Source organism: Loigolactobacillus bifermentans DSM 20003 (assembly GCF_001434575.1).
Taxonomy (GTDB): Bacteria; Bacillota; Bacilli; order Lactobacillales; family Lactobacillaceae; genus Loigolactobacillus; species Loigolactobacillus bifermentans.
The window spans coordinates 33,837-45,977 of record NZ_AZDA01000092.1 but is presented as its reverse complement, the minus strand read 5'-3'; the positions used below and the strand labels follow the sequence as shown (position 1 = coordinate 45,977).

At 43.4% G+C, this 12,141-nt stretch carries 19 protein-coding genes; all 19 read left to right on the top strand.

Features of this window, described 5'->3' with window-relative positions; translation table 11 throughout:
- Positions 1 to 29: 29 nt before the first annotated feature.
- The 19 genes from FC07_RS10380 (at position 30) to FC07_RS10300 (ending at position 12,130) form a co-directional block, all read left to right on the top strand.
- Entirely contained in the window at positions 30 to 257 is a 228-nt protein-coding gene (locus FC07_RS10380) for a hypothetical protein (protein WP_057905040.1), read from the top strand.
- Positions 258 to 355: 98 nt separating this feature from the next.
- Complete coding sequence (locus FC07_RS10375) at positions 356 to 535, top strand: hypothetical protein (protein WP_057905039.1); 180 nt, start codon at positions 356 to 358, stop codon at positions 533 to 535.
- Positions 532 to 1,410, top strand: coding sequence for a YqaJ viral recombinase family nuclease (locus tag FC07_RS10370; protein WP_057905038.1), 879 nt, complete (start codon positions 532 to 534; stop codon positions 1,408 to 1,410). Before FC07_RS10375 ends, FC07_RS10370 begins: the two co-directional genes overlap by 4 nt.
- Positions 1,400 to 2,272 (top strand): recombinase RecT, encoded by an 873-nt coding sequence (locus FC07_RS10365; RefSeq protein WP_083483286.1) that lies wholly within the window; start codon positions 1,400 to 1,402, stop codon positions 2,270 to 2,272. Before FC07_RS10370 ends, FC07_RS10365 begins: the two co-directional genes overlap by 11 nt.
- A gap of 51 nt (positions 2,273 to 2,323) precedes the next feature.
- A complete protein-coding gene (locus tag FC07_RS10360; protein ID WP_057905037.1) occupies positions 2,324 to 3,184 on the top strand; it encodes a DnaD domain-containing protein in 861 nt (286 codons plus the stop codon).
- A gap of 26 nt (positions 3,185 to 3,210) precedes the next feature.
- Complete coding sequence (locus FC07_RS10355) at positions 3,211 to 3,414, top strand: hypothetical protein (protein ID WP_057905036.1); 204 nt, start codon at positions 3,211 to 3,213, stop codon at positions 3,412 to 3,414.
- An 11-nt stretch (positions 3,415 to 3,425) separates the two neighbouring features.
- Positions 3,426 to 3,689 (top strand): hypothetical protein, encoded by a 264-nt coding sequence (locus FC07_RS10350; RefSeq protein ID WP_057905035.1) that lies wholly within the window; start codon positions 3,426 to 3,428, stop codon positions 3,687 to 3,689.
- Entirely contained in the window at positions 3,686 to 3,892 is a 207-nt protein-coding gene (locus tag FC07_RS15910; RefSeq protein ID WP_155797771.1) for a hypothetical protein, read from the top strand. The genes FC07_RS10350 and FC07_RS15910 overlap by 4 nt, the downstream gene beginning before the upstream one ends.
- Positions 3,861 to 4,049, top strand: a complete 189-nt coding sequence (locus FC07_RS10345; protein ID WP_057905034.1) for a hypothetical protein — start codon at positions 3,861 to 3,863, stop codon at positions 4,047 to 4,049. The genes FC07_RS15910 and FC07_RS10345 overlap by 32 nt, the downstream gene beginning before the upstream one ends.
- Positions 4,050 to 4,061: 12 nt before the next feature.
- A complete protein-coding gene (locus tag FC07_RS10340) occupies positions 4,062 to 4,385 on the top strand; it encodes a hypothetical protein (RefSeq protein ID WP_057905033.1) in 324 nt (107 codons plus the stop codon).
- On the top strand, positions 4,385 to 5,113 hold the full coding sequence (locus FC07_RS10335) for an ORF6N domain-containing protein (protein WP_057905032.1): 729 nt from the start codon (positions 4,385 to 4,387) through the stop codon (positions 5,111 to 5,113). The genes FC07_RS10340 and FC07_RS10335 overlap by 1 nt, the downstream gene beginning before the upstream one ends.
- The gene (locus FC07_RS15905; protein ID WP_155797770.1) at positions 5,110 to 5,247 is read left to right on the top strand and encodes a hypothetical protein; all 138 of its coding nucleotides are present in this window, start codon (positions 5,110 to 5,112) and stop codon (positions 5,245 to 5,247) included. The genes FC07_RS10335 and FC07_RS15905 overlap by 4 nt, the downstream gene beginning before the upstream one ends.
- A gap of 72 nt (positions 5,248 to 5,319) precedes the next feature.
- Positions 5,320 to 5,745, top strand: a complete 426-nt coding sequence (locus FC07_RS10330; protein WP_057905031.1) for an ArpU family phage packaging/lysis transcriptional regulator — start codon at positions 5,320 to 5,322, stop codon at positions 5,743 to 5,745.
- Positions 5,746 to 5,902: 157 nt separating this feature from the next.
- Positions 5,903 to 6,856: a terminase small subunit gene (locus tag FC07_RS10325; RefSeq protein ID WP_057905030.1), complete on the top strand. Its 954-nt coding sequence runs from the start codon at positions 5,903 to 5,905 to the stop codon at positions 6,854 to 6,856.
- Positions 6,840 to 8,171 carry a PBSX family phage terminase large subunit gene (locus FC07_RS10320; protein ID WP_057905029.1) on the top strand — a complete coding sequence of 444 codons (1,332 nt, stop codon included), beginning with the start codon at positions 6,840 to 6,842 and terminating at the stop codon, positions 8,169 to 8,171. Before FC07_RS10325 ends, FC07_RS10320 begins: the two co-directional genes overlap by 17 nt.
- A gap of 12 nt (positions 8,172 to 8,183) precedes the next feature.
- Positions 8,184 to 9,737 carry a phage portal protein gene (locus FC07_RS10315; RefSeq protein WP_162255876.1) on the top strand — a complete coding sequence of 518 codons (1,554 nt, stop codon included), beginning with the start codon at positions 8,184 to 8,186 and terminating at the stop codon, positions 9,735 to 9,737.
- The gene (locus FC07_RS10310; RefSeq protein ID WP_057905027.1) at positions 9,734 to 11,191 is read left to right on the top strand and encodes a phage minor capsid protein; all 1,458 of its coding nucleotides are present in this window, start codon (positions 9,734 to 9,736) and stop codon (positions 11,189 to 11,191) included. Before FC07_RS10315 ends, FC07_RS10310 begins: the two co-directional genes overlap by 4 nt.
- A gap of 5 nt (positions 11,192 to 11,196) precedes the next feature.
- Positions 11,197 to 11,454, top strand: a complete 258-nt coding sequence (locus FC07_RS10305; protein WP_057905026.1) for a hypothetical protein — start codon at positions 11,197 to 11,199, stop codon at positions 11,452 to 11,454.
- 64 nt (positions 11,455 to 11,518) lie between these two features.
- Positions 11,519 to 12,130, top strand: a complete 612-nt coding sequence (locus FC07_RS10300; RefSeq protein WP_057905025.1) for a hypothetical protein — start codon at positions 11,519 to 11,521, stop codon at positions 12,128 to 12,130.
- The last annotated feature ends 11 nt before the right edge of the window (positions 12,131 to 12,141 follow it).

Here is a 12,141-nt window from a genome sequence, read left to right as displayed (position 1 = left end):
TAGGTAATTTTTGATAGGAGGAATGAGTTATGTGGATTACAGGTGGCGGCAAAGCGGCTTATATACCCGTACCAGTGTTGATTATTAGTTTGATGATGGCGTTAGGTGTTTACGGTTATATCCGCTATAAGCAGTTAAAAGTAGCCGATAAACGGGCCCAAGAGATTCGACCAACAGCCAAGCAGAATCGTGTGTTTGATAGTTGGGTCGATCAGTGTAAAGCAGATGATCGTAATCAAAACAAAAACGCTGCATAGAAAAAAGCCGCTGATGTTGGCGCATCAACGACTTCGGTGTTAATTATTTTCGACGATATTTAACACCTCAATTCTACCAGAAATGAGAGGTATTTCAAATGCAACAGTTATCTAAACATGATTTAAAAATCAGTGATCAGGCCGCAGAAGCGACGTTTAAAGATGAGACGGTTAATTATGATGAGGTTTATCGCCAGTCCCATAAACGGATTGATCAAGAACGGGCTTTTGGTCAATTGATTTTGCAACAGTTAGAAATTGAGGTAGATACAAAATGAAACAACATATTATCCCAACCAAAGAGTTTTCGCGCGAGGAATGGCTTTTAAGCCGTCGTGGTGGTATCGGTGGCTCAGATGTAGCCGCAATCTTAGGAATGTCTCCTTGGCGGTCGCCGTATCAAGTTTGGGCTGATAAAACAGGCCGTTTGCCCATTGATGATACTGGCAACGAGTTTACGCATTGGGGCAACATTATGGAACCGATTCTGGCACGCGAGTTTGAGGATGCGACTGGTAAAAAAGTTTATCGTCAGAACAAAACGTACTGTCATTCTAAATATGATTTTTTAAGAGCAAATATTGATCGTGATATTGCTGGCGAGCCTGGCTTTCTAGAGATTAAGACGGCCATGGAATATAAAACAAGTGAGTGGGTTGAAGACGAAGTGCCAGCTCCTTATTTACTGCAAGTTCAGCATTACATGAATGTTTTAGATCGCCCATATTGTTATTTTGCAACCTTGATTGGCGGTCACCGTTTCATCTATAAGCGAGTGGATCGTAATCAAGAAGTGATTGATCAGGTTCAGACCAAACTTGTCAGATGGTGGCATGATCATATTGAAAAGGACGTTCCGCCAGCAGTTGATGGCAGTGATTGGACTAAGCAGACATTGCAGCTGCTTTATCCGGATAAACACATTGAAGTTGAGATACCAGATTATCTTGAACAGCAGCTGAAAATTCGTAAAAAAGTTATTCAGCAAATCAATGAATTGACTGACGATAAAAAGCGAATTGAAAATCAAGTTAGATCGGCCATGCGTAATGGTGATACCGCTAAGCTTGGCCAGTTCAAGGTTTTATACCGCACTAATAAACGTGGTGTACGCACATTAAATATCAAGGAGGTTGCAACTTATGGCAACTAATTCTAATTTAAGTAATCAAATTACAGCAGCAAGTCGTAGAGCGAAAATACCTAGCGCCTCATCTTTAATTAAGCAAGAATTGGGCAAGGATGCCATTCAACGACGGTTTAGAGAGATTCTTAAAGACAAGGCACCTCAATTTATGTCGTCAATTGTAAATGTAGTGAACTCTAATGCGAAACTCCAATCAGTTAATGCAATGTCCGTCATTTCATCAGCAATGGTTGCTGCCACGATGGACCTGCCCATTGATCAGAATCTTGGATATATGTGGATCGTGCCATATGGCAGTAACGCAACCCCTCAAATGGGGTATAAAGGCTACATTCAATTAGCACTTCGTTCAGGACAGTATAAGGCGCTGAATGCCGAGGTTGTCTATGAAGGTGAATTAAAGTCCTGGAATAGATTCACTGAAGAAATCGAATTGAATCCGGAAGGCAAACGATCAGATGAAGTTGTTGGTTATTTTGGCTATTTCAGATTGGTCAATGGTTTTGAAAAGAAAGTCTATTGGACGACTGATGAGATCAATGAGCATCGTCAAAAATTCAGCAAAATGTCGAGTGGCCATAATCCGAGCGGTGTTTGGAAATCTAACTTTGATGCAATGGCCAAAAAGACTGTTATTCGCAATATGCTGTCAAAATGGGGCATCTTATCTGTTCAAATGCAGAATGCCATTACCAAAGATGAAATGCCACAAACGTTTGATGAAGATGGTAATCCAATGACGGATTATGAAGCTGCTAAAGAAGTACAGGCCACCGAGGGTAACGAGGAACCAACTCCTAAAGACACCAGCGACAAGCCTAAAGGTACCAGTCCTGAAGATAAATTTTTACAGAATAATCTTAAGTAATAACTTGATGTGGTGGGTGGGTAGGAATAAGTAACAGAAAGGGGTGAGAAAATGATTGACTACTTTAAGCAAATGAATGCTTTCTTCGAGAATGATGTTGCCGAGTTGTACCAGCTAAACAACTCCGAGGTTGCTCTATGGTGCGCGTTAGCACACATAAACAATAAAGCGAGGGGTTTACAAGAGTTCAGAGTTGCATCATCTGTTCTTACAAGAAAGTCAGGACTTAAAGAAGCTAATTTTTTCAAAACCCGAAATAGCCTCAATCAGAAAGGCTTAGTGATCGTTAAATCTGGTAAAGGTTCCACGGCTGCTACTTATCAAATGAAGGTCTTATATGATTTGTCTATATATAGTGTAGACAACAGTAGTGACAACGGTATGGGAAACAGTAACGACAACAGTATAGGGAACGGTAGTGGAAACAGTAGTGCATTATCACTTAACTTAACTACACCTAACTTAACTAATAATAACAACAACGACCACGAGCGTGCACGAACGTTCTGGACTAAAAATGTCCAGATCATGGAAAGCCCAATTGTGCTCGAAAATATCGACAAGTGGGTCCAAGACTTTGCTGGCAATGATGAGCTGGTTATTTTAGCGATGAAAACTATGCTGGATAACAACGTTCGTAGTTATAAATACATGTCAAAAATCTTGCAAGACTGGGAGTCTAAAGGCTTCAAGTCTGTTAGTGATGTCAATATTTACGAACAGCAACGGCAAGCTAAAAAGCAGGCCAAACGTTCTAATTTTCAGGCACAGCAACCAGTTCAAAAGGAAACACTACCAGATTGGGCGCAGCCTGGTTATACACCAGAGCAAGACCCTGCAAGCAAACCTGATGGTGGGTTAAAGGCTTCGTTGGCGGGGTTAAAGAAATTGAGGCAAGAACATGGAATTTAGCGAACAAACAAAGGAGTTGCTAACGCATGATTGAAACAAAATTGAATTTGAACAGTCCGGAACTATTGGAACTGAAAGAGCGGCTGAAAGCTGATTCCCGTGGAATTATTAATTTGAGAACGCTGGGACGTATTACTCCGGTACAGGCCGAATATGCACTTAGGGGCTTAAGCGTGGCAATTGATGAAATTGAAAGTTTAGATCGGCCCTACAATGCCGGTTGGAATTAGGGGGACGGAAAATGAGTATGACTGAAAAAGAGCGTGTTGCAGTGCAGCGGTATATCACCGAAGATCTGCTAACTGATCCGGTGCTGGGTTTAAGCGGCCAGCTTTCAGCGGATGAAGTGGCGATGGAAATCATTGGTTATACTGATCATGCCAATTGGGCTTGCATGTACGGACTGGCTACTGACCTAACTTTGGTAGGGCAAGCAATTTATACTAACCAAACTGCGTTTCGACAAATGGTCAGATATATATTCAAACTCGAAGGAAAATCATGATTAGATGGTATTTGCATCGCTGGAATCCAGCCGTTAGAGAGCAAGTTTATCTGTATGACGACGGTATTTGCCAGGCAGAGTACAGCAACACTGCGAAATTAAGGACTGCTTTTACTGATGAGCAGTTGCGGCACATGGATACCAGCGTTTACGAAAAGGAGGAAGCACAAAATGGAACAGCAAGTGACGTATCGCCAAGCTAAAAAGGCATTGTCTGAGTGGTTTGGCATTCAAAATCCAGAGCTAGATACCAGCAAATTTCCGATGTCGATGTCCAGTTTTAACGCATATCTTGGCCAATATACTGAAGAGCTGAAGAAGCAGATGAGTGCTGCACAGCATGATCATTTACCGTTTTGAGGGGGTGCAGGGATGAATAAACGAACGAGACGTAAGCAATTTGTTGCAACACTGGATTTCGATGTACAGGAAATACCGCTAAGCCGACACTATTTTTGCGATATGCGGCGCTTTAAGCAGGAGTTTAGGCCAAAGTACCCAAATGTTAACGGCAATATTAGATGGCGACTACGGTTGCGGCTAATTGGGAGAGAGCTGGCTCATTTAACGCCAGTCTTTAAGCCGGGAGAGTTTCCGGATGAAGTAACGGCATTGGAATTTTGTGGATCATCAAAGCGATATTACTTTGATAGCACGGGTGAGCTTGTCAGAATTGAGAAAGGTGGTACGCGGTAATGAAATTATCAGAAATTAAATATGCTGATCAGTTGATTTTGACTACTGAACAATTGGCCGAATTTTACGACACAACAGCTGACCGCATCAAACAGAATTTTGCTTACAACAAAGATAAATTTGAAGAAGGCAAGCACTACTTTTTATTAGAGGGTAGTGAATTGAAAAGGTTTAAGAACCAGGTAGGAAATTCCGACTTGGTCGCTGAACGTACGGCTCATCTATATCTTTGGACTAAGCGCGGGGCTAGCCGCCATTCGAAGATGCTTGGCACGGATCGTGCTTGGGATATGTATGATGCGCTAGAGGAAAACTATTTCAACCGTCCTCAATTTCGATTGCCAGAAACTCCGGAAGAAAAAATTCAAGTATTGCTAGAAAATAGTGGCAATGTTAACAAAAAACTCAAGCTAGTTGATAAGCGAGTAAAAGCTCTGGAAGATGATCAGTCATTGACACCTAGTGAATATAGTTATCTAAGCCGTCGTGTTAATCATAAAGTTGCAGAGTACGTTGAAATGCATAATATGAAGCTAAATCGTGAGCAACGGGCACGGCTATTTAAGGACATCAGTACCGGGATAAACGAGGTAGCGAATGTTCGAACACGTATTCAAGTTCGAAAGAAGAGTTTTGATGCGGTGTGTGATTTTATCGAAGCGTGGGTGCCATCGGTTGCAACAACGACTATCGTTAAGCAGCTTGGTGATAAGGTGGCTCAGGGATGAAATTAAAAATAAGTGACAGTTATTACTTAGTCGGTGCGGTAGCGGCTTTATGTGGCGCCGTGCTGATCAGTATGGTAATGGTGTTTCTAACAATCAAGGCGGTTCTAACATTGTTTATGTTCATTTTTTGGTAAAAGAAAAAGCCGACACGTTACCGTGCCAGCCCCTATCCACCATCAACATTATATCATAGGGGAGTGCTGAACGTGGGACTATTACCGGTCTTGAATACAAATAAAACAGAGGATAACGTGCGCAATTTCTTGATCAATGAGTTTCCACGGTTCGTGGTTAAGGCCGGTTACAGTATGGTTGATGTCAAATCACCTAGATTTTCGGCACTGCCTAAGTCGGAACCTGTTGGGAACGGCATTGAGGATGCACTGGTAGAACATGCTGACGCGCCCCGAATTGTGACGGCTGCCGTTAATGCCATTAGAAGATGCCCTGATAAATACCAGAAAATCCTCTATATGGCATACATATTGGAATTAACTGATGATGAAATCATTGAACAGGTACCATACGAGCGAAGTCAGTACTATCGGCTCAAGTCCGAGGCCTTACGATGGTTCGCTGATGCGTTTGAAAATACGTTCGACCTTCATGTGTATGTTCGAAAATCGGACTGAAATCGGACTGGGAGCGGACTTTTATGGGACTAACATCAGACTACAATGGGACTGTTTCGGTGGTATATTGATAAAGTAGAAAATAATAAAGTGTTTCCCGAGGACGTCTATGTGGGCGTCCTTTTTGTATCCAACGATGGAGGTGTGGTGATATGTAGTGGCTGCTAATCGAGAGCGAATTGAGCAGGCTAAAAAGGATTACTTAGCGGGGATGGCGTATAAGGATATTGCTGCTAAGTATGACGTGTCAACTGGTACTGTTCGGGCTTGGAAATCTCGGCACAATTGGGATGATAAACCTGCAACGCAACACGTTAAAAACGTTGCAACAAAAACGCAACGCGTTGCAGATAAAATGGTTGATGATTTAGCCAATAATGAGGATCTAACGGAAAAACAAAAGCTCTTCTGTATCCTTTACCTACAGTCTTTTAACGCCACTAAAGCATATCGTAAAGCCTACAATTGCAGCTGGAAAACAGCCAATACAAATGGCCCGAGGATGCTGGTGAATGCTGGTGTGCAAAATGAAATTGAACGCTTAAAAAAGGCTCGCCAAAAAGCAGAAGCGATTACTGCTGAAGATATCATTCATGAGTTAAAGAAGCAGGCCTTTGTTGATATTGGTGATTACGTTACAGTCAAACGGGTAAAGCACAAGCGCTGGACCAAACATTTCATTAAAGGCGGTCCCTTCATTTCAGAATACGGTAAGCATTATGAATGGCTACCGTTTATTGATCCTGATACTGGGGAACAAGGCGTCTATTATGAGAACGTGGTTGAGTTCACTGGTGAAGGCGATACATCCCTGTTGAAGTCCATTCGGATTGATGAAGGGGATGCTGTTGTTGAAACGTATGATAAGCAGCGTGCACTGCTTGAATTGCTGAAACGTTATCCGAACAGTGATGATATTGTCAAAGAACAGCTGCTGAAATTGAAATCTGATAAGCGTCAATCTGAGGCTAAGGCTCGTATTCTTGAGCATCAAGCCGATGCACTTGAAGGTGCCGGCGAAGACAATCCAATCATTGCAGCCATTTCTCAAGCGTTAGCACAGCGTCAAGAATCACAGGAAGGGGATAAACATAGTGAAAACGAATCTTAAGGAAGTTGAGTATTCGCCTAAGCAAGCATCCTTCCTAGCATCCCCGTTTGATCACTTATTTGACGTTAATGAGGGTGCAATTCGTAGCGGCAAGACAGCGGCCGATGATGCTAGGCTTGCTATGTTTTATATGTTGTCTCCTGATGAGAATCATCTTGTTAGCGCCTACAACCAAGCATTGGCGTATACGCTGTTTATTGAGGGTGATGGACTTGGATTAGCGTATATTTTTGATGGTTGCTGTGAGTTGCGTCGAGACCGCGGTGGTGATCACTTGGCCATCGATTTACCAAGTGGCCATAAACGGATTTATTTTAAAGGTGGCGGTAAGTCTAACTCGGCCAATGCAATTCGTGGGATGTCGCTTGGTTCAGTCGCTTATTCTGAAATTGATTTGATGAATAAAGAGTTCATTGACGAGTCATTTCGCCGAACGATTAAGGCAAAGTATCGGTATCATCTCGCTGATTTAAATCCGCCGGCGCCTAATCATCCCGTTATTGATCTCTTTGATGATTACAAGGCACATTGGTTGCACTGGGATATGCGTGATAATCCGACAATGACTGAGCAACGTTTGACCGAGGTCGAAGCTGAACTAAAGGCTAATCCATATCGATATAAACGTGACTGGTTAGGCCTAAGGGTAATGCCTGAAGGTGCAATCTATGTAATGTTTGATCACGAGACGATGATTGATGCTACTTTGCACGGTCAGATTGTTGAAATGTATTTTGCCGGCGATGCTGGCCAGAATGATGCAACAACACTTAGCTGCAATATCATTACCAATGTCAGGGATGAAAACGGACAAATGGGTTACAGATTAAACAGAGTTGCTAATTTCTATCATTCAGGATCTGCAACACAGGAAGCACGTGCTATGTCTACGTATGCGGTTGAGTTACGCCGATTCATTCTATGGTGTGAACGTCAATACCAAGTACATCATTCAACTGTCATTATTGACCCTGCAGCCAAGTCATTGCGTGCTGAGCTGGAAAAGATAGGAATCATGACTGAGACGGCCAATAACAATGCGCATGAGCATTTACGCAGTACACAAGGTATTGAGGTGGGGATTGAGCGTTGTCAAAACGTCATTGAGCAAGGGATGTTCCGACTAGTAGAAACGCCGGATAGCGGCATTCCTGATTTGAGCTATGATCATCGTAACTTTTTAAAGGAACTGGGTATGTACGTACGTGATCCACAGTCCAAGAAGCCAGTCGATGCGTTTAACCATGCCATGGATGAATTTCGTTATTCGGTGAATTACTTCTATGCGAACTATCTAACCTATGTCAATTGGTAAGGAGGGATGTTAGTGGGTCTTTGGAAAAATATGTGGCTTAAATTAAAGGGGGTGTTTGGTCGTATGGGTATTGTCGAAAAACTTGAATCAACGAATGATCATAAGCGCATCATGTCGGATAGCAAGGACTACGCTAACATTCAGCAGTGGTTGGCTATCTATCAAGGTCGTGCCAAATGGATTGTTGAACACAGTTATCTTAATTCGGCTAGCCATAAGCGTGGCCGGCAATTGTTGTCGTTAAATATGCCACAGATTGCGGTTAAGAAGATGGCCACGCTGACATTCAGTCAGAAGGTTGTCCTCACTGCCACTAAAAAGCTTAATGCACCACAACCAACATCCCCAGATGATATGAAGCAGGCCAGCAATGTATTTGTTCATCAGGTCTTCGAAGAGAACCACTTCTATGATAACTTTGAACGTTATCTAGAATATATGTTCGCTGAAGGTGGGATGTGCATTCGCTTGTACACGTATCGGGGCCAAGTCAAGATTCGTTTTGCAACAGCTGATGTATTCTTCCCAATTAGTTCGGATGCTAACGGCGTGACAGAGTGTGTCATTGCGTCTAACTTCCAAAGTAATAACAGTTATTACACGCTGTTAGAATGGCACACAGAGGACGACACGGCCTATGTGGTGAGCAATGAGTTGTATGAGTCAACTACTGCTGATGATCTTGGTCACAAGGTGCCACTGACAAAGCTATATAGTGATTTGGCCGAAGAAACACGTTACTCAAAAACAGAATACAGCGGCCCGACGTTCATCTATCTTAAGCCTAACTTGGCTAACAACCTTAATCTTTCATCCCCGTTAGGTATTCCAATTTATGCCAATGCGTTAGACACGTTGCGGATATTGGATGAGACTTATGATGCATTAATGCGGGAGATTCAGCTGAGCAAGAAGACGTTAATGGTTCCCGATTCAATGATGAAGCGTGGGGTTGATCGTATGACCGGCCAACCACAATTTTATTTTGATGAGGCTGAAGAAGTTTATCGAATGTTCCATTATGACAGCATCAGCGGGTCTAGCAATGAGACCATCAAGGATGTCACACAATCGCTTCGGGCGGAATCCTATCTGAACACCATTAACACAACGCTTAAGTTGTTTGCATCCCAGGTTGGTTTTAGCGCGGGCACCTTTAGCTATGACGCTGGTGGTGATGGGATGAAGACCGCAACCGAAGTGGTCAGTGAGAACTCGGATACGTATCAGACTAAGAATAGCCATGAAACGATTATCGAAGAGGCGCTAAAGCAGTTGGTGATTCGCATCCTTGAATTAGCCAAAGCTGACCCTGAGGTGAACTACTCTGATGAGACTGATGTAGATGTTACGGTTAACTTTGACGATAGCATTGCTAAGGACCGTAGTGAGAACCTGTCCTATTACATGACCGCCAGTGGTGGCAAGCCGTTAATGGACCAGATTGCTGCCATTAAGCGGGTGAATAATGTGACGGACGTAGAAGCCCAAGAAATCTACGATAAGATTCAGGCGCAGCAACCCGACCAAGGGACATTAGAGGACATCGGCGGTGGGGCTGAATGACATTAAGTCCGTTAGACCTAGATAAGCTGTCAGTTGAGTACACTTATTTGTATGCTGACATTGCTGATATGATCTTCCGTCACATGGTAGACCAGCTACAGGATATTAATGAGATTGATGATGACGACTTTGAGGGATGGCGAACAGGTAAGATTGTAGCAGCGAATCAGTTGCGTGAATATGCGCAGCGTGTGCTGGCTAAGGTAGGACATGGTTCAGATGCTAAGTTGAAGCAAAATCTCAGCAAGGCCACCTTAGATAACGCAGAACAGTCAGAGGAGTGGCTGAAACAGTTAGCCAAGACTGGTAAGTTGAACAACCCAGCATCCCTCAAAGAAGATCGTGCTGTCAGACAGATTGTTAGTGATCAGCAGAAGGAACTAGAGCGCTATATGGCCATGGCTCGACGCAATATGACCCAAAATCAGTATGAAATGATGATGGACATTGTAAATCGGGCCGAAGTCGCTGCTCGTGGTGGTCAATCTTATATTGACGCTGCCGTTAAAGCAGCTGATGAATATGCTGAACAGGGACTGCCAGCGTTGGTTGATCGTGCAGGTAAGCATTGGTCGCCAGATGTGTATATGCGGACCGTTATTAATAGCCAGGTCAATCAATCGGCTAATGCCGTTGAGCTGGCACGTATGAGCAGCTATGGGTCATTAGTGCGTATTTCCCAACACGTTGGCGCACGACCTCACTGTGCACCGTATCAAGGGCGTGTTTACAGCATGGATGGTAGCAAGAATAGTGGTGACTATCCGCCATTTAGCGATACCAGTTATGGTGACCCAGCCGGTATTCTAGGTATCAACTGCAAGCATTATTTAATACCAACTGTTGACGGTGTAGGCGGCCCTGACCCGATTCCAGATGATGAGCACAATACTTTTGTTTACCGCCAAACGCAAGAACAGCGTCGACTTGAGCGGAATATTCGAGCGGCTAAGCGTGAGGATTACGTTGCTAACCATATTGGTGGTGACCGAAAGGCAACAAGAACAACCGTTCTAAACGCGCAAGCCCAAATGCGTGACTTTATTGGCCGTAGTGGGATGCCTCGTGAGTATAGTCGTGAGCAGATCAGTAAAGGGCTAGCCCAGCAACGTACTCGTATCACGATTAATCAAGATAGTCAGCAACGTCACATTAAAGGGACAAAGCAGTATGAAGAACGTTTGAAGCAGGATTTGGCTAAAGGTCGCAATAAAGGCCCCAGTTATCTTAATTCAGACGTAAATCTTGATCAGCTACAGAAAGTTATCTATCAACAAGCGGATCCAAGTAAAATAACGGGACAATTTCAATTTGTTGATGCTGGTGGGCCAATTGGTTACTATAAGGATGTAGAAGGTAACTTAGTCGAAACAACACGATTAAAGATTCATCATAGTAATAAAGGCGCGCATATTGTACCTGCACCACCTGGGGTACCCAAGAAAAGGAAGTGATAATAATGGAATTAGCTGAATGTATGCAATATCTTCAGCATCATGTTAAGGCAACACTTAAAGATGGCACCATCAAACATTGGTGGTTACTAGACTATGAGGAAGATATTGTAGGAGATGATAATCCCGAATTTAATGGCAAAGACCTTATTATCTATTGGACAGGCAGCAGTAAAGCACCAGATGGCTCAGTTGTTATGGGTGGTAATGGTTATCCAGTTGATTGGATCAAAAGCTTAGAAATTGAAGATGATCGTGAGTAACGGCCCTAAGCACGGCCGAAGAAAAAAGGCTTATTTTTTATGCCCAAATTAGGAGGGATGTAACGTGTGGATTAAAAACCGAATCGGAATGAAATTATTTGAAAGCAATGATGGCGGCGGTGCTGGTGAAGGTGGTACTGGCGCTGCAGGGACAGAAGGAAATACTGGCGCCCAAAACACACCGCCTGCAACGCCACCAGTTGATGTCACGCAAGTAGCTGCAAACGCCAAGTCGGACATGCTCAAATCTTTAGGCTTTGAAGACGAAGACAGCTTAAAGGCAATTATTGAGGCTCACAACAAACAAGTTGAAGCGAACAAAGGTGAACTGGAGAAGACCCAGGGTGATTTAACCAAGGCAACGAAGGCCAATGCTGATTTAACCACCAATAATACAGAACTCAAGGCTACTGTAGCCGCACTGAAGGCTGGGGTTACCAATGAACATCTATCGGATGCTATGATCTTGGCCAAGGCTTACATTGCCAACAAGGACAATCCAGCTAAGACGTTCGATGAAGCGATTGCTGCAATCGTTAAGTCAAACCCTGGTTACACCGGTAGCACGCAAGTGCCAGCCGCAGCAGTGAATGATAATTTAGGCGGTACTGGTGGCCAACAACAGACGACCATGACGGATGTTGAAAAATTAAACGAACACCGCATTACACACTAAGGAGGAAATAT